At 70.8% G+C, this 17199-nt stretch carries 17 protein-coding genes; 4 read left to right on the top strand and 13 right to left on the bottom strand.

The window, feature by feature from the left end:
- Window positions 1-479 (top strand): GNAT family N-acetyltransferase (locus tag E1288_RS39120; protein WP_235884124.1); only part of this gene is annotated, 479 nt, incomplete at its 5' end.
- A gap of 170 nt (window positions 480-649) precedes the next feature.
- Here E1288_RS39120 and E1288_RS39115 read toward each other — a convergent pair.
- Window positions 650-2677 (bottom strand): primosomal protein N', encoded by a 2028-nt coding sequence (locus E1288_RS39115; RefSeq protein ID WP_235884123.1) that lies wholly within the window; start codon window positions 2675-2677, stop codon window positions 650-652.
- A 9-nt stretch (window positions 2678-2686) separates the two neighbouring features.
- Window positions 2687-4090 (bottom strand): zinc ribbon domain-containing protein, encoded by a 1404-nt coding sequence (locus E1288_RS39110; protein ID WP_207954803.1) that lies wholly within the window; start codon window positions 4088-4090, stop codon window positions 2687-2689.
- A 228-nt stretch (window positions 4091-4318) separates the two neighbouring features.
- Between E1288_RS39110 and E1288_RS39105 the strand changes: the two genes are divergently transcribed.
- A complete protein-coding gene (locus tag E1288_RS39105) occupies window positions 4319-5338 on the top strand; it encodes a LacI family DNA-binding transcriptional regulator (RefSeq protein WP_132493718.1) in 1020 nt (339 codons plus the stop codon).
- On the opposite strand, the gene E1288_RS39100 is transcribed toward E1288_RS39105, so the two are convergent.
- From E1288_RS39100 to E1288_RS39085, 4 genes are all read right to left on the bottom strand, one after another.
- Entirely contained in the window at window positions 5324-6034 is a 711-nt protein-coding gene (locus E1288_RS39100; protein ID WP_132493717.1) for a sulfite exporter TauE/SafE family protein, read from the bottom strand. The genes E1288_RS39105 and E1288_RS39100 overlap by 15 nt on opposite strands.
- A 136-nt stretch (window positions 6035-6170) precedes the next feature.
- Entirely contained in the window at window positions 6171-7532 is a 1362-nt protein-coding gene (locus E1288_RS39095) for an amidohydrolase family protein (protein WP_235884122.1), read from the bottom strand.
- Between the two features lie 4 nt (window positions 7533-7536).
- Window positions 7537-8856: a uracil-xanthine permease family protein gene (locus E1288_RS39090; protein WP_132493715.1), complete on the bottom strand. Its 1320-nt coding sequence runs from the start codon at window positions 8854-8856 to the stop codon at window positions 7537-7539.
- Between the two features lie 261 nt (window positions 8857-9117).
- A complete protein-coding gene (locus tag E1288_RS39085) occupies window positions 9118-10077 on the bottom strand; it encodes a helix-turn-helix transcriptional regulator (protein ID WP_165968493.1) in 960 nt (319 codons plus the stop codon).
- A 61-nt stretch (window positions 10078-10138) separates the two neighbouring features.
- Between E1288_RS39085 and E1288_RS39075 the strand changes: the two genes are divergently transcribed.
- Both E1288_RS39075 and E1288_RS39070 read left to right on the top strand, forming a co-directional pair.
- Window positions 10139-10849, top strand: coding sequence for an SDR family oxidoreductase (locus E1288_RS39075; RefSeq protein ID WP_132493713.1), 711 nt, complete (start codon window positions 10139-10141; stop codon window positions 10847-10849).
- Window positions 10850-10910: 61 nt separating this feature from the next.
- Entirely contained in the window at window positions 10911-11369 is a 459-nt protein-coding gene (locus tag E1288_RS39070; RefSeq protein ID WP_132493712.1) for a tRNA (cytidine(34)-2'-O)-methyltransferase, read from the top strand.
- Window positions 11370-11375: 6 nt separating this feature from the next.
- On the opposite strand, the gene E1288_RS39065 is transcribed toward E1288_RS39070, so the two are convergent.
- The 7 genes from E1288_RS39065 to E1288_RS39035 form a co-directional block, all read right to left on the bottom strand.
- On the bottom strand, window positions 11376-12074 hold the full coding sequence (locus E1288_RS39065; RefSeq protein WP_132493711.1) for a YwaF family protein: 699 nt from the start codon (window positions 12072-12074) through the stop codon (window positions 11376-11378).
- A gap of 202 nt (window positions 12075-12276) precedes the next feature.
- Window positions 12277-13458, bottom strand: a complete 1182-nt coding sequence (metK, locus tag E1288_RS39060; RefSeq protein ID WP_132493725.1) for a methionine adenosyltransferase — start codon at window positions 13456-13458, stop codon at window positions 12277-12279.
- Between the two features lie 95 nt (window positions 13459-13553).
- Complete coding sequence (gene coaBC / locus E1288_RS39055) at window positions 13554-14819, bottom strand: bifunctional phosphopantothenoylcysteine decarboxylase/phosphopantothenate--cysteine ligase CoaBC (RefSeq protein ID WP_207954802.1); 1266 nt, start codon at window positions 14817-14819, stop codon at window positions 13554-13556.
- The gene (gene rpoZ, locus E1288_RS39050; RefSeq protein WP_010310991.1) at window positions 14816-15109 is read right to left on the bottom strand and encodes a DNA-directed RNA polymerase subunit omega; all 294 of its coding nucleotides are present in this window, start codon (window positions 15107-15109) and stop codon (window positions 14816-14818) included. Before rpoZ ends, coaBC begins: the two co-directional genes overlap by 4 nt.
- Window positions 15110-15215: 106 nt before the next feature.
- Window positions 15216-15818 (bottom strand): guanylate kinase, encoded by a 603-nt coding sequence (gene gmk / locus E1288_RS39045; RefSeq protein ID WP_132493710.1) that lies wholly within the window; start codon window positions 15816-15818, stop codon window positions 15216-15218.
- Complete coding sequence (gene mihF / locus E1288_RS39040) at window positions 15815-16132, bottom strand: integration host factor, actinobacterial type (RefSeq protein ID WP_029535742.1); 318 nt, start codon at window positions 16130-16132, stop codon at window positions 15815-15817. Before mihF ends, gmk begins: the two co-directional genes overlap by 4 nt.
- Window positions 16133-16605: 473 nt before the next feature.
- Window positions 16606-17181 (bottom strand): ABC-2 transporter permease, encoded by a 576-nt coding sequence (locus E1288_RS39035; RefSeq protein WP_235884121.1) that lies wholly within the window; start codon window positions 17179-17181, stop codon window positions 16606-16608.
- Window positions 17182-17199: the final 18 nt, after the last annotated feature.

The following is a 17199-nucleotide window of genomic DNA, read 5'->3' as shown; positions in this document are numbered from 1 at the left end:
GGGTGGGTGCCGACGATGGGGGCGTGATCGCTATTCGGGAAGCCCGGTTGCCGGACGTCGCCGCGCTGGAGGACCTCGCGCGGCTCGCGTACTCGCTCTACACCCAGCGCATGGACCGGCTTCCGGCGCCGATGGTCGCGGACTACTCCGCCGCGGTTCGCGAGCACCAGGTTTGGGTCGCCGAGGAAGCCGATCGGGTCCTGGGGATGCTGGTGCTCGTGCCCGAAGGCGACGTGATGCTGCTGGAGAACGTCGCAGTGCATCCCGACGCCCAGGGCCGGGGCCTAGGGCGCGACCTGCTGGCGCTGGCCGATCAGGAGGCGGCGCGGCAGCGGATGACCGAAATTCGGCTCTACACCAACGAAGTCATGACGGAGAACCTCGCCTACTACCCGAGGCACGGCTACGTGGAAACGGGCCGCGCCGAGCAAGACGGCTACCGCCGGGTCTTCTTCCGCAAGCCGGTCGGCCGAGGCTGATCAGCAGTACCTCGCAGCCTCGGCCGTTAGCTCTTCGGCAACGGCAACGAGTACTCGTGGGCTATCGGGCTTGAAATCCGCGTCCAGGCTGGTGGCTGCCCGTGCGTGTTTTGTGCTGCTATGGCAGCACAAAACACGCACGGCCCCTTGATCAGCGGAAACGGTGAGCCCTACAGCATTTCCAGTGGGTCTAGGCGGACTTGGAGTTCCGTGGCCTTCCGGGCAGCTCGGACCGCTTGGGCCGTGTGGAGGGAGCCCGCCAGGGCTCGGCCTTCGGCCCGGTCCACCCGGACGATCAGGCGCTCCCGCTCGGAATTGCCGTCCTCGTCGACCTGGCCCAGCGGCACCGGGCCGAGCACTTCCGCCGTCGGCGGCAGGTCCGCCGAGTCCAGCAGCGCCTCGATCGCCTCCGGCGTGCCGTCCACGGCCGCGACGCGGCGGGCCGGCGGGAAGCCGAGCTCGGCGCGCTCGGCGAGTTCCAGCGAGGCGTACCACGCCGGATCCCAGCGCACCAGTGCCTGCACCGGCTGCAACGACGAGTCGGCCATGACCACCACTCGCCCACCGTCGCGGGCGGGCCGGACCAGCGCGGCGGCCGCGAACCACAACCGAAGCGCCGTCTCGGCGGAGCGGAGCTCGGGGCGGCCCAGCAGGGTCCGGCCGTCCAGCAGCAGCGCGGCGCCGTAGCCGCCTTCGGCGACCGGCTCGGCGCCGGGAGTGCATACGACCAGCGCCGGCTTCGCGGGCACCGCGGCCAGGATCTCGCCGGCTCCGGAGGTCCGCACCGACACGTTGCTGAACGCCCGCCCGAGCTCCTCCGCGGTGCGGCTGGCGCCGACCGCTACGGCGCGCAGCCGCCGCGAGCCGCACGAGCCGCACTTGAACGCCGCTTCCGCGGCTCCGCACCAGCTGCACGCCGCCGGCTTCGGCGCTCCGCCTTCGCTGCCTCCCGGCAGCGCCAGCGGCCCCGCGCACCGCCGGCACCTCGCCCGCTCGCGGCAGTCGCCGCACGCGAGCGCCGGCACGTAGCCGCGCCGCGGCACCTGCACCAGCACCGGCGCTCCCGCGCCGAGCGCGGCTCGCGCCGCTTCGAACGCCACCGAGGGCAGCCGCGCTGCGCGCGCCGCCGGGTCCCGCGCCAGCTGGGTGTCGTCTTCGCCGATCGCGGTCACCCGCGGCGCCGCTGCCCGCACGTCCGTGCGGTGCGCGACGAGTTCGTGCGCCCAGCCCGATTCGGCCAGCAGCGCCGCTTCGGCGGTGCGGGCGAAGGCTCCGACGATCAGCGCCGCACCCGCCGCGTGCGCGCGCTGGGTCAGCACGTCGCGGGTGTGCGGGTAGGGCACCTGCGGGTAGCTGTGCAGGTCGTCGCCGTCGTCCCACACCGCCGCGAAGCCCAGGTCGTGGACCGGCGCGAACATCGCCGCGCGGGTGCCGATCACGACGCGCGCCGCGCCGCGCAGCACGGCCAGCCAGCGGCGGTAGCGCTTCGACGGGGCGAGGTCGGCGGCGAGGGCGACGACGCCGTCCTCGCCGAGCAGCGCGGTGCAGGCGTCCTGCAGCCGCTGGAGGTCCCGGTGGTCGGGGACGACGATCAGCGCGCCGCGCCCGGCCGCCGCTGCCGTGGCGGCCGCTTCGGCCAGCCTGGCGGGCCAGTCCTCGCCGGGCAGCGCCTGCCAGACCGCGCGGGCCGACCGCCCCGCGTGCACAGCGTCCAAAAAGGACGGTCCGTGCTGGTAGCGGGCCCAGGCCCCGGCCTCGGGCCGCGGCGGTGGCGGGCCGGGTTCGCGGGGCGCCGATTTCTCGGCCCCGGCGTGCCGGGGCGGGATCGCCAGGCGCACCACGTCCGCGAGCATGCCGCCGTAGCGGGTGGCCACCGCGCGGGCCACCTCCAGCAGCTCTGGGGTCAGCACCGGTTCCGGCGACGGAACCCGCTCGACCCAGGACAGGGTGCCCTGGAAGTCGGTGGTCTCGTTGCGTTCCAGCAGGTAGCCGTCGACGAGCTTGCCCCGGAAGCGCACCCGCACCCGGCAGCCCGGGACCGCGTCGGCGTCCAGCCGGTCCGGCACCAGGTAGTCGAACGGCCGGTCCAGGTGCACCGGCAGCGGGACGTCGACGAGCACGCGGGCCACCGGACGGGTCTCCGCCGCGGTCCGCTCTGCCGTCGCCCCCTTCCGCTTCCGGGGTTGTGCACCTGCCATGCCTGCTACCTATTCCTTGATCACTGTTGGTTGGAATCGGTTGATTCGCTCTCCACACCTGCACTGACGTGTGGTGTTGGAGTCCTGGTCCGGCAGTCTGGACCGTCGGCGATCGCGTTCCTGGAGGATCTGCTTAACCCGCGTATGAGGGGTGTACAGGCCGATGTCGGGGTCGGCGTCTCGGTCCAGGATGTTGATCGCAGCAGCGTGGTCGGCGTGCCACACCACCCCGCACCGTGTGCAGTGAAGCTGGTCCCCAACGCGTTTCCCGAGGGAAGACGTTCCGGGGATGGCTTGTGAGGTGTAGGCAGCGTTGACCAGCCGCAACACAGAACTTCTGCGTTCCGACACAGTCTGCAGCGCTTCGGCGGTGACGCCTTTGGTCCACGCAGCCAAGCGCCGGTTGGTGTTGCGCCCGAGCCGTTTGCGGCCCGTAAACGTCTTGGTGAGGTCCTCGGCCACGATCACGCCAGCTTTGTCTGCGACGGCATGTGCGGCTTGGAACGTGATGTTGCGGACACGACGTTGCCAGGCAGCTGAGCGTCTCTGCCGCTTCAGCGTGCCGAGATTGTTGTCCCTTATGCGCTGGGCTTTCGCCCGCTCACCGCTCTCTTCTGCTTTCTCAGCGATAGCACGGAGTTTGGCGCGGTGCGCGTTTTTGACCTTGCGGTAGTCCGACTCGCTGGTGAGCAGGTCGCCTAGCTCGGTTCCGTGGTGTTGGCCGTCAGAGTCGGTAAACACCTCGGAATAGCCTTTGTCCACCCCAACCGCTCGGGTACCGCACGGGCGCTGTGCGGACTTCAACGTCGCATCGTCGATCTGGTAGTGCACCTCGATCCGACCTGCCCGCAGGAGCACCCGCAACGTCCCAGAAGGGGCGACCGTAGTGCCCAGTGGTACCGCCACACTCGATCGCGGCTTGAGACCAGGAACCGCCAGCCACACGTTGCCGCCTTCGATCAGAGTGAACGTGCGCACGTTGTCCGAGCGGATGATGATCTGGTTGCGGGTGCGATTGCGGCCTCTCTTCCAATGCTTGCGCATCTGCCGCGAGAGATAGGGGTCGCTGGCCCACTGGTCGCGCTTGAGCAGCTCGTACAGGCGCTTGCGTTCCGCTTGGCTCACATCTCGGAGAGCGATGACCTTCCTGACCTTGGTCTTAGCGGCTGCACGACTCGCAGTGATGTCCGCGACCGCATCCCGCACGGTCTCCTTCCACGCATTCGCGAGAACGTCGAAATCGGCTGCGGTTCCATCAACCATCCACTGGTCACGGATCGCACGGTCGGAGACACCAGCACCGGCCACTGAGCCGTACCGGTCCCACACCATCGACCGAACGCAGCCCAGGCGGAGGGCTTGCTCTTCGAGCTGCGCGTACTTGCCTGGGTTGACGTTCTTCGAGTACGCCACACGCGTAACCTTCACCGCCCACCCCCAGAACAGCGCATCTTCTCGTTACCTCCTCCTCTCTACCAGATGGGCGGAACACGACCGTCAACAGCACGTCAGCGCATTCCAGACGCGATACTGCCGGCCGACATCCCGCGAAGGGGCAGGAGTGCGTAGTTGACCTCCAGTGCGCTTTCAGGCGGGTCCTGGGGACTAGCCTGGGAGGTGCCCGAGCGTGAGGAGATGGTGATGCCGGGAGCGACGCGGCCGACGATCGCCGACGTGGCACGGGCGGCCGGGGTGTCCCGGACGACGGTGTCCCACGCGCTCAACGGGATCGGCAAGGTCGATCCGCGGACGCGGGAGCGGGTGGCGAAGGTCGCCGCCGAGCTCGGCTACCACCCGAGCCTGCGCGCGCAGCGGCTGCGCCACGGCCAGTCCCGGACCATCGGCCTGGTGTCGTCGATGCCGGTCGCGGTGGCCGGCGGCCCGTCCCGGCTGGGCTTCTTCATGGAGGTCGCCGCGGCCGCCGCCGAGACCTCGCTGCTGCACGGGTACGCGCTGGTCCTGGTCCCGCCGGTGGAGTCCGGCACGCCGCTGGACTCCCTGGACATCGACGGCGCGATCGTCGTCGAACCCGACGAGGACGACCCGACGACCAAGCGCCTGCAGGCCCGCGGCGTGCCGATCGTGACGCTGGCCAGGCAGCCGGGCACCGATCTCCCCCACGTCGACCTGCGGGCCCGGCTGGTGGGGCGGCTGCTGCTGGACCACCTGCGCGAACAGGGCGCCCGCCACATCGCCCTGCTCGTCGGCAGCAGCCACCGCAACTCGTACGTGGACGCGATCGACGCCTACCGCGAGTTCACCGACCGCCACGGGATTGCGCCGCTGATCATCACGGCCGACGAATCCGGCGGCGAGGAGGCCGGGTGCGCTGCCGCCTCGGCGCTCCTGGACGAGCACCCGGAGGTCGACGCGATCTGCGCGACCGTCGACGCTTTCGCCGTGGGCGTGGTGCGGGCTCTGACCGACCGCGGGCTTCGCGTCCCGGCGGACGTCATGGTGGCGACCCGCTACGACGGTCTGCGCGCCCGAACCTGCACGCCCGCGCTCACCGCCATCGACCTGCACCTCGGGCAGGCCGCAGCCGGCGCCGTCGAACTCCTGCTGGCCAATCTCAAGCAGGAGACCACTCCGCAGGTGATCACCAACCCGGAGCCCGTCCTGATCGCGCGCCGTTCGACGATGCGTTCACCCGGCGAATAGCAGGACGACGCCGGAGACGATCGCGAACAGCTGCACCAGCAGCCGCATCAGCGGGCCGTCGAGGCGGTGGTGCACGAACCGGCTCAGCACCGCGCCGACCGCCAGCGCCGGCAGCAACAGCACCGCAGGCCACAGCTGGTCGGCCGCGACCTTGCCGGTGGCCAGCAGCACCACCAGCGAAATGACCTCGCCCGCGATGAAGCAGACCGCGACCGTCGAACGCAGCACCGCGGCCGGCCGGTGCTGGTACACGAGCGCCAGCGGCGGTCCGCCCACGCCGGTGGCCGTCTCGGTGATGCCGGTGATCGCCCCGGCGGCGAGGAACGCGCCCCGGCCGGGCGTGAACTTCGGCGCGATCAGGGTCACCACCGCCGCCAGCACGGTCGAGCCGCCGATGAGCAGGTTCAGCTGGCCCACCGGGACCGCCACCAGCACCCACAGCCCGCCGAAGGTCCCGGCGAACCGCCCGGCGGTGATCCACCCGGCGCCGACCTTGTCCAGGCTGCCGCGTTCGCGCCCGGCGATGTAGAGGTTGAGCGGGATCATCAGCACCAGCAGGAAGACCGGCAGCAGCGACGGCTCCACCAGCCCGACCACCGGCGCGACGATGAGCGCGAACCCGACCCCGGTGGCGCCTTGCACGAACGCCGCCACGGCGACGGCGAGCGCCATCAGCGCCAGCACCGCGACGCTCATGCCAGTTCCGCCTCTCCGCGATTCACAGTTGTGGCTGCGTCCGGCTCAGTCTCGCGTTTCGCAGTTTCTTGTGGCTGGTTTGCGTCACGTTCCCCTGAGGTGCGGTTGAGGAGGACTCGGGTTGACACAGGGCTACTCATGCCCGCCCGCCGATTCCCGTCGACACGCGCGAGCGGTGCTCGACCGACACCGGGTGGATCCGCCGCAACGGCGCCCGCTCCACCACCTCGCGCGCCATCTTCGCAGCCTGCGCGACGAGTTCCGGGCCGTCCCAGCCGATCGGCCAGCCGCGCCACAACCGCAGCCTGCCGCCGACGAACACGGCGGCGATCTGATCGCGGTTGGCCAGCCGGACCAGCTCCCAGCTCAGGTCCCAGGACGGGCACAGCTCCGGGACCTGCAGGTCCACCACGAGGAAGTCCGCGGCCCGGCCGACCGCGATCTCGCCGGTGAATCCGCCCAGACCCACCGCGTCGGCACCGAGCGCCGTCGCGTGCTCCAGCCAGGTCCAACCGCCACCGCACGAGGAATCACCGCTGGACAGGCCGAATCCCAGCCGCTGCGCCAGCTCGGCGGCGTCCACCAGCCGGAAGGCATCGCCGCGGGTGCCGTCGGTGCCGAGCCCGAAGCGCACCCCCAACACCGACAGCAGCTCGGCGGGCGCGACCGCGTTCCCCTTCCACCCGCTCGCAACCGGGTTGTAGCTGATCGCCGCGCCGGTGTCGGCGAGCAGCCGCACCTCGGTCGGGGTCAGCAGCGTGGCGTGCGCCGCGAGGACCTGCGGCCCCAGCGCTCCGATCTCGTGCAGGTGCTCCAGCGGTCGGCGCCCGTGCGCCTCGAGCGACCGCTCGACGGAAGCCAGGTGCTCGTTGACGTGGATCTGGAACACCGCACCGGCCTCGGCGCACAGCCGCGACACGTCCCGCAGCACGCCGTCGGGCGCGGCCTCCGGGATCGGGATCGCGAGCGACGGGTGGACCAGCGGCGAATCCGCCCAGCGCGCGAGGTGCTCCTCGTCCGGACCGTCGCACACCCGCCCGAGCACGCAGCGGATCCCGGCGTCCTGGGTCGCCGCGGCGACCACCCCGACGTCGACCGGTGCTCGGGTGCCTGCCTCGGAGACGGTGGTGAACCCGCCGCGAAGTGCCTCCAGCGCAGCGAGTTTCGCCGCGACGTAGGCGTTCTCCTCGGTCAGCGCGCCCTCCAGCGGCACCCAGATCCGGCGGAAGATCTCCGACGGCTCGCCGAAGGCCAGCGACTTGCCGAAGCTCTGCGTCAGGTGGTGGTGGGCGTCGACGAACCCCGGCATCAGCAACCGGCCGTCCAGCCGGACCGGGTCGAGTTCCCGGTGCGCCGCAACGACTTCCGCCGCAGGTCCGACCGCGCGGAACACGCCGTCGGCGACGACCACGGCGTGGTCGCGGACCGGCCCGTCGGGCAGCAGGAGGAACTCCGGCAGCAGCAGGACTTCGGCGGCATCGAGCAGTTCTCGGTTCACGATCTCACTTTTCCGTTGTGGTGGACGTGGTCGAGCGGCGGAGGTAGTGGAACGCGATGTTCAGCCCCACCGCCACGAAGGCCCCGACGGCGACGCCGCTGTCGAGGAAGGTGCTCAGGCTCGACGGCAGCCGGTCGTACACGCCCGGCACGAGGATCGGCAGCAGCCCGAAGGCGAGCGCCACCGCGCAGATCACCGAGTTCGCGTGGTCGGCGAGGTCGACCTGGCGCAGCAGCTGGATCCCGAGCACGGTGATGACCGCGAACACGACGATCGCGGTGCCGCCGACCACGGCGGCCGGAACCCCGTTGATCACCTCGGCGATCGGGGTGACCACGCCGATGACCACCAGCACCACCCCGGCGACCGCCGTCACGTAGCGGCTGCGCACCCCGGTCATCCGGACGATGCCGATGTTCTCGCCGCTGGTCACCATCAGCGAGGTGCCGAAGAAGCCGCCCAGCAGCGAGATCAGCGCGTCGCCGCGGATCGTCCTGGGCACGTCGCGGCGGGGGTCGATCTCCTTGCCGACGATCTCGCCGTTGAGCACGGTCTGACCGGTCGCCTCGGCCATCGACACCAGCGCGAAGACCATCAGCGGCAGGGCGGCGAACAGGCTGAACTCCGGCGCACCGAACGGAACGGGATCGGGCAGGTTGAACACGCCGCCCGCGCCCACCTCACCGAAGCTGGTAGCACCGAGCAGCACCGCCATGCCGGTACCGGCCGCGAGCCCGAGCACGACCGCCAGCTGCCGCAGCATCCCGGTCAGGAAACGCAGGAACAGCACCGTGAACGCCACGGTGGCGAAGCCGAGCAGCAGGTCGCGGGGGTTGCCGAAGTCCGGGCTGCCGGGCTTGCCGGTGACCAGCAGGCCGCCGACCTTCACCAGGTTCACCCCGACGATCACGATCATGGTGCCGATGACGACGGTCGGGAAGAACCGCAGCAGCCGGGTGAACAGCGGCAGCGCGACGAAGTAGAAGACGCCGGTGAGGATCACTGCGCCGGAAGCCGTGGGCAGGCCGTGCTCCTGGGCGATCGCCAGGAAGAGCACGACCGGTGCGCCGCCGGGCAGCATCACGAACGGCAGCCGGACGCCGAAGCGCCACGGGCCGAACGACTGCAGGAGCGTGCCCAGCCCGGCGAGCACGAACGTCGCGGACAGCAGCTTGATCGTCAGCTCGGGCGTCATGCCGAGCGTCTTGCTGACTAGGAACACGCTGGAGATGGGGGTCGCGGCCATCACGAGCACGTGCTGCAGGCCGAACGGGAGCAGCTTGGCCAGGGGTAGGCGTTGATCGACGGGATGCGGTGTGGACACTGCGGAGCCTCCTCGCGCTGAGTCCGGGCGCTCGCCGACCGCTCCGGCGGTCGGCGCGGGACTGCCCCGGAGGCTTTAGGCGCTGTGAACGCCATGCCCACCACCAGGGCCAAACCGATTTGGCCAATCGATGCGGGAGAGTATTTGCGACACCCTCCGGCGCTGTCAAGACCACCCGATGGGCAACTCATCACGACAAGACGCGTTCCTGCTGCTCAAGCACCCGTGAGCATTTCTTGTCGTCATAGCAACGAAAAGCACTCACGGCCCCGTGACTGCGCGGGCGTAGCGGTCGGCGAGGCTGCGGGTCGCCGCGGCGAGTTCGGGGGCGTCGAGCACGTCGAAGTCCAGATCGAGGGCGCCGAGGTAGACCGCGAGCAGTTGCGGCGTGTCCGCGCCCGCGTCCAGCAGGCAGGTCCGGTCATCGATCGGCGCGACGATCCACGTCGTCGGCGGCACCCGCCGCACGACGACCTCCGCGGGCGCGTGCACGCGCACCTGGGCTCGATACGCCCACAACACCGCCGTGACACCGCGCGCGACGTACGCGGCGAAACCGCCCTCCGGCGGCTCGCGCGGCGTGAAGCGGGGACCTGCCGGAATGCGGGGCGACAGGCGATCGACGCGGAAGCTCCGCCAGTCCTCGCGGTCGCGGTCCCAGCCGACCAGGTACCAGCGACGACCGGTGCTGACGAGCCGATGCGGCTCGACGGTGCGCAGGCTCGCGACCTCGTCGTGCGCGCGGTAGTCGAACCGCAGCTGCTCGCGGTCCCGGCACGCCCGCGCGATCGCCGTCAGCACGTCGGCGTCGACCACCGGCCCACCGCCGGGCACCGGCACGGTGTAGGTCTGCAGCGCGTTGACGCGCTGGCGCAGCCGTGTCGGCAGCACCTGCTCCAGCTTGGCCAACGCGCGAACCGACGTCTCGGCCATTCCCGACACCGTGCCGCTCGCAGCCGTGCGCAGCCCGATCGCCACCGCGACGGCTTCGTCGTCGTCCAACAACAGCGGCGGCAGCGCCGCTCCCGCGCCGAGCCGGTAGCCGCCCGCCACGCCCGGCGCCGAATGCACGGGATAGCCGAGGCTGCGCAGCCGGTCCACGTCCGCGCGGACCGTCCGGGTGGTCACGCCGAGGCGTTCGGCGAGATCTCCGCCCGGCCAGTCGCGCCGCGCCTGCAGCAGCGACAGGAGGCGGAGCAGGCGAGCCGAGGTCTCCAACATTCCTCCAGTGTCGCCGCAATCGCGGAAGGAAGTCTTCCGCGATCGGCGGGATGGTGCGGCCATGAATCTCCGAGGCAAGACGGCAGTCGTCACCGGTGGCTCGCGCGGCATCGGCCGGGCGATCGTGCGGCGGTTGACGGCAGACGGCGCGGAAGTCCGGTTCAGCTATGCGAAGGACGAGGACGCGGCGAGGGCGGTCGCCGCCGCAACCGGCGCCCGCGCGGTGCGGGCCGACATGGGGGCGGCCGAAGACCTCCGGCGGCTCTTCGACGCCGCCGGCGCGCTGGACATCTTGGTCAACAACGCCGGAATCCCTTCCACCACGCCACTTCTCGACATGTCCGAGGCCGACTACGACCGCGTCATGGCGGTCAACGCGAAGGGAACCTTCCTGGCGATGCAGCACGCGGCGCGGCGGATGGGCGACGGCGGGCGGATCGTCAGCATCTCGACGATGAGCACGGTGTGGGCCAGCCCCGGCGAATCCGCTTATGCGGCGAGCAAAGCGGCCGTCGAGCAGCTCACCCGGGTCGCGGCGAAGGAACTCGGGCCGCGCGGCATCACCGTCAACGCCGTCTCTCCCGGCCCCACCGACACCGACCTGCTGCGCGGCGCCGTCGGCGGCGAAGCCCTGGCCGCCACCGCGCAGATGATCCCGCTGGGCAGGCTGGGGCGGCCGGCGGACGTCGCCGACGTCGTGGCTTTCCTGGTCGGCCCGGACGCGCGCTGGATCACCGGGCAGAACCTCCGCGCCACCGGTGGGCTGGTGTGATCGCCCGTTCGGGGGCCTCCCCCGCGCTGCCGATCCGGAACCCGGTGTGAAACGATTTCGGGTGTTTCACGTGGTCTTCTACCAGCCCGAAATCCCGGGCAACGCCGGCAACGCGATCCGGATGGCGGCCGGTTCCGGCTGCGCACTGCACCTGATCGAGCCCCTCGGCTTCTCTGTGGAGGACGCGAAGCTGCGCCGAGCCGGGCTGGACTACCACGACCGGGCCGCCCTGCACGTCCACCCGGACCTCGAATCGGCCTGGCGGGCGCTGAACCCGCAGCGGGTCATCGCGTTCACCGCGAAGGCGGAGCACTCCTACGAGGCGGTGGCCTACCGGCCGGGCGACGTGCTGCTGTTCGGGCCCGAGTCCACCGGGCTGCCCGAGGACGTGCTCGCCGACGTGACGCTGCGGGTCCGGATCCCGATGCTGCCCGGAATCCGCTCGATGAACCTGGCCAACTCGGCGGCCGTCGCGGTCTACGAGGCGTGGCGCCAGCAAGGCTTCGCAATGCCCTCGTGAGCCCCCTCAGGCGAGCACAGCGCGGCGCGGCGCGCGGGTCCACGGCCAGGTCAGCAAAGCCCAGGCGGCCAGGCCGACGACCACCTCGACGCCCAGGTACCACGGCCAGCCGCCCATCACGTCGAGCAGCGACGGGTTGTCCGGCTTCGCGCTGACGAAGCCGTAGTTGGTGCCCGCCCAGGCGTTGAACACCAGCATCGCCGCGCCCCAGGAGACCGTCACCGCGGCCGCGAACCAGTAGCCCCGCCAGGTCGGCCGCACCCCGGCGCCCCAGGTCAGGTAGGCAGCCGCCCAGATGACCATCAGGTGCTGACCCCAGAACTCGATGAAGTCGGGCGACGGGAAGTCCGGCGCGTCCAGCGCGGGAGTGATGATCGCCTGCGGGGTCAGCGTCAGCCCCCAGTAGTAGAGCAGCGCGCAGGCCTGCGGCCGCTGCGTCCACAACGCGAAGGCGGCGACGATCCAAGCGAGATCGCAAAGGTGCAGCGGCAGCGATTCGACGATGTCCCACTGCGCCGGCAACAAGCGATAGGTCAGCGTCGCCACGCCGAACGCCAGGACCACCAGGGCGAAGCCCCGCGTGAAGAGCACGGCGGATCGCGAACCGCGCTGCCGGCGCCCGAAGGCGGCGACCGTCACGGACCCGACGACGATCAGCGCCATGAGCACCCAGTGCGACGGCCCGTAGGGAACGAAGCGATCCACCGGAAACGGCCCCACTCCCCCAGAGTAGGCACGCTCCTTTTCAAGAGCAGGCACGCAATTTCAATGGAAATCGAACCTCTGATTTCCATTGAAATTGCGGAAGTTGTCCACAGCCACCGGCGTGTCGGGCCCCGACACGCCGTCGGGCCGCAGTTTCAATTGAAACTGCGGCCCGACGCAAACTGCGGTCCGACGCGGGGGGTCAGGCGTTGGCGAGGGCCTTGAGGGCCTCGGCGCGGTCCGTGCGCTCCCAGGGCAGGTCGACGTCGGTGCGCCCGAAGTGGCCGTAGGCCGCCGTCTGGGCGTAGATCGGCCGCAGCAGGTCAAGGTCGCGGATGATCGCCGCCGGGCGGAGGTCGAAGACCTCGTTGATCGCCGACTGGATGCGCGCCGGGTCGACGTTCTCGGTGCCGAAGGTCTCGACGAACAGGCCCACCGGGGCGGCCTTGCCGATCGCGTAGGCGACCTGCACCTCGATGCGGCTGGCCAGCCCGGCCGCCACCGCGTTCTTGGCCACCCACCGCGTCGCGTACGCCGCGGAGCGGTCCACCTTCGACGGGTCCTTGCCGGAGAACGCGCCGCCGCCGTGGCGGGCCATGCCGCCGTAGGTGTCGACGATGATCTTCCGGCCGGTCAGGCCCGCGTCGCCCATCGGGCCACCCACCACGAACCGCCCGGTGGGGTTCACCAGCAGGCGCGTGTCGGAGTTGTCGATGCCGAGGGCCTCGATCTCCGGGCCGACCACCTTCTCCTTGATGTCGACGGCCAGCATCGAGTCCAGGTCGATGTCGGCGGCGTGCTGCGTGGACAGCACCACGGTGTCCAGGCGCACCGGCTGGTCACCGGCGTACTCGATGGTCACCTGCGTCTTGCCGTCCGGCCGCAGGTACGGCAGCACCCCGTCCTTGCGGACCCGGGTCAGCCGCCGCGACAACCGGTGCGCCAGCGCGATCGGCAGCGGCATGAACTCCGGCGTGTCGTCGCAGGCGTAGCCGAACATCAGGCCCTGGTCGCCGGCGCCCTGCTTGGCGATCTCGTCGATCACGCCCTCGACACGCGACTCGTGCGCGACGTCGACGCCCTGCGCGATGTCCGGCGACTGCGAGCCGATGGCGACGTTCACGCCGCAGGAGTTGCCGTCGAAGCCCTTCGCGGAGGAGTCGTAGCCGATCTCCAGGATCTTCTCCCGCACGATGGTCGGGATGTCCGCGTACGCGTCGGTGGTCACCTCGCCCGCGACGTGCACCTGGCCGGTGGTCACCAGCGTCTCCACCGCGACGCGCGACCGCGGGTCCTGGGTGAGCAACGCGTCCAGGATCGAGTCGCTGATCGCGTCGCAGATCTTGTCCGGGTGGCCTTCGGTCACGGACTCACTGGTGAACAACCTGCGACCGGTGCGCAGGTCCGACTGCTGACTCACAACTCTCCCTGAAATTCCTTGAAAAGACTCACCGCAGTGGCCTGACGTGCGAGGTCAGCCTACTGCCGGGACAGCTGCCGGTTCACAGCGTCCCACAATGTGGCCGCCAGCCGGGACTTCGCGCCGAACGGGATCGGCTGCTCGGTGCCGTCGCCGCCCAGCAGCCAGCCCGAGTTGTCCTCGACCTCGAAGGCCTGCCCGTCGCCGACGGTGTTGACCACCAGCAGGTCGCAGCCCTTGCGGGCGAGCTTGGCGCGGCCGTGCTCCAGCGCGCTGGTGTTCGGATCGCCCGTCTCGGCGGCGAACCCGACGATCAGCGACGCCGCCAGCTTGTCCGCGTTCCGCGCCTCGACGAGCTCCGCGAGGATGTCCGGGTTACGGGTCAGCGCCAGCGGCTCCGGGTCCTGATCGGTCTTCTTGATCTTGTGCCCGATCTGCGACACCGGGCGGAAGTCCGCGACCGCGGCGGCCATCACGACGGCGTCCGCGCCATCGGATTCGGCCAGCATCACCGACCGCAGCTCCTCCGCGGTACCCACCCGGATCACCCGGACCCCGGCCGGATCGGGCAGGTCGGCGGTGTGCGCGGCGACCAGCGTGACGTCCGCGCCGCGGTGCGCGGCGACGCGCGCCAGCGCGTAGCCCTGCCGGCCGGACGAGCGGTTGCCGAGGTAGCGGACGGGATCCAGCGGCTCGCGCGTGCCACCGGCGGAGATCACCACGCGGCGGCCTTCGAGGTCGCGCGGCAGCGCACGCGGCTCGGCCAGCAGCAGTCGGGCCAGGTCGACGATCTCGGCGGGATCGGGCAACCGGCCCTTGCCGGTGTCCGCGCCGGTCAGCCGGCCGCTGTCGGGCTCGGCGACCACCACGCCGCGGCTGCGCAGCAGCGCCACGTTGTCCTGCGTCGCCGGGTGCTCCCACATCTCGGTGTGCATCGCCGGGACCATCAGCACCGGGCACCGCGCGGTCAGCAGCGTCGAGGTGAGCAGGTCGTTCGCCTGCCCGTGCGCCGCACGGGCCAGCAGGTCAGCGGTGGCGGGCGCGACGACGACGAGGTCGGCCTCCTGGCCGAGCCGCACGTGCGGGACCTCTTCGACGTCGGCGAACACGCCGGTCTCCACCGGCTGCCCGGACAGCGCCTCGAAGGTCGCCGCGCCGACGAACCGCAGCGCGGCCTCGGTCGGGATGACCCGGACGCGGTGGCCGGACTCGGTCAGCCGCCGCAGGACCTCGCACGCCTTGTACGCGGCGATGCCACCGCTGACGCCGAGGACCACCCGCGGGCGGTCCTGCGGCGCGGCCGCACCGCTGTTGGCCGTCGTCACTCGCCTTCGGTGTGCTCGAGCACGCCCGCGTGGATCTCGCGGAGCGCGATCGACAGCGGCTTCTCCCGCGGACCCGGCTCGACCAGCGGCCCGACGTACTCCAGCAGGCCCTCGCCGAGCTGCGCGTAGTAGTCGTTGATCTGCCGCGCCCGCTTCGCGGAGTAGATCACCAGGGCGTACTTGGAGCTGACCTGCTCGAGCAGGTCGTCGATCGGCGGGTAGGTGATGCCCTCGACGGTGTTGGTCGACGGGCTGCTGTTGAGCGCAGCCAGCGCGCTGGGGGTGCTCACGTGAGTGGCTCCTGCTCCTCGTGGATGTCTGCTGGGGCGGCAGTGACATGGCGGGCGGCCCGGCCGGGAACCCGGTCGACGCCGGGTCGGCGCGGAACGCGCGAGGTCACTGCTCGCGGCCAAGAATCAATCGTAGCAATTCGCTGGTAGCGGCCTGCACGTCGGCGTTGACGACCGACGCGTCGAACTCCGATTCGGCCGCCAGCTCCTCGCGCGCGGTCGCCAAGCGCCGCTCCACGACCTCCGCGGGCTCCGTGCCGCGACCGGTGAGCCGGTCCACCAGCACCTCCCAGGACGGCGGCAGCAGCATCACCAGCTGCGCCTCCGGCATGGCCACCCGCACCTGGCGGGCACCCTGGAGCTCGATCTCCAGGACGGCAGCCCGGCCGGCCGCCAGGGCCTCCTCGACCGGTTTGCGCGGGGTGCCGTAGAGGTTTCCCGCGTAGCGGGCGTGTTCGAGCATCTCGCCGGCGGCGATCATCCGCTCGAACTCCGCGGTCGAGACGAAGTGGTAGTGCTCGCCGTCGACCTCCCCGGCGCGGGGCGCGCGGGTGGTCGCGGACACGCTGAAGTAGATCTCCGGGGCCAGCCTGCGCACCTCGCTGAGCACGCTGGACTTGCCGACGCCGGAGGGCCCGGAAACGACGGTGAGCCGAGGCTCGCCCTGACGGACGGTCCTCGGCTCAGCGCCGGTTTGTGCGTCGATCACTCGCCGCTGAACTCGGAGAGCAGCGCCTTGCGCTGCCGCTCACCCAGCCCGCGCAGTCGACGGCTGTTGGCGATCTCCAGCCGCTCCATGATCTGCGAAGCGCGGACCTTGCCAACGCCGGGAAGGGCTTCGAGCAGGGCGGAGACCTTCATCTTGCCCAAGACCTCGTCGTTGTCGGCGGTCTCCAGGACCTCCGCCAGCGTGGTTCCACCTCGCTTGAGGCGCTCCTTGAGCTCAGCTCGGGCGCGACGGGCGGCAGCCGCCTTTTCCAGAGCTGCTGCCCGCTGCTCCTCGGTCAGCTGGGGAAGGGCCACCATGTCCTCCGTGATGTGGGGTTTCTCTTGATCGGTGCGGGCGACGGTACCGAGTCCGCTCCACCGGGTTCCACTTGGGTCCCGGTTTTTGTGAGCAGGATTCATCAGGTTCGCCGCCCAGACCCGCCTGGTTCCGCTCGTACGAGGCGCGCACGAGCACGGGGCCGTTGCAAGTACTACCAACAAAGCCGCTGAAGTGCACTAATCTCGGCCAAAACTCTTCGAATGTGTCCGATTTCCGCACAGTTGAGCCACTCCGCGGCGTCCTCGCAGGTCACACCGGGGTGAAGTACCCCTCATCCGCAAAGTGATCAAGAACTCCCGCCGCTTCCGCTACGCGGAAGTTCCGCAAAGGTTCAGGAGGGCTCCGGACCGGCCGGGCGGCCGCCGGGATGGCGGCGGCGCCAGACCCAGAAGACGGCGCAGGACAGCACCGCCCAGCCGGTCAGCACGAGGAACGGGAAGGCGTGCTGTTAGCCGCCGAAGTAGACGGCGGTGTGCATCGCGTTGACCGACGCCCCGGGCGGCAGCCAGACGCCGATCAGGCCCAGCGGGGACGGCAGCAGCGGCCAGGACACCGCGCCGCCGGACGAGGGGTTGCCGAGCAGCACCATCAGGCCCCAGGCGGGCACCATCGCCCACCGCCCCAGCAGCGCGTTGAACATCGTGAACACCATCCCGGAGCTGAACATCGTCAGCGCCAGGATCAGCCAGGCCTCGACGAGCCGCAGCACGTCGCCGCGGAGGTCCAGCACGCCGAACACGCGCTGCTCCTCCACGGCCCGCAGAGCATCTGCGTAGTCGTACCGGTGGAGCTCGAACGCGGTGCCTGCGGCCTCCTCCATCTCGGCGACGAGCGCGGGATCGTGGCGAGTGCCGACGACGGCCAGCGGCACGCTGTGCGGCGTCGGATTGGCCATCGCGAAGGTGTAGGAGCCGGCGAACAGCGCGGCGGCCGCGGCGAGGATGAACACCAGCACGGTCGCGGGGAAGAACGGCAACTCCCGGAACGCCCGCCACCACCCGCACCGCACCTCGGTCGCCGCCATGCGATGACTGTAAGTGAC

The organism is Saccharopolyspora elongata (assembly GCF_004348985.1).
GTDB classification, from domain to species: Bacteria; Actinomycetota; Actinomycetes; order Mycobacteriales; family Pseudonocardiaceae; genus Saccharopolyspora; species Saccharopolyspora elongata.
The sequence above is the reverse complement of the archived record's forward strand: the minus strand, read 5'-3'. Positions and strand labels throughout refer to the sequence as shown.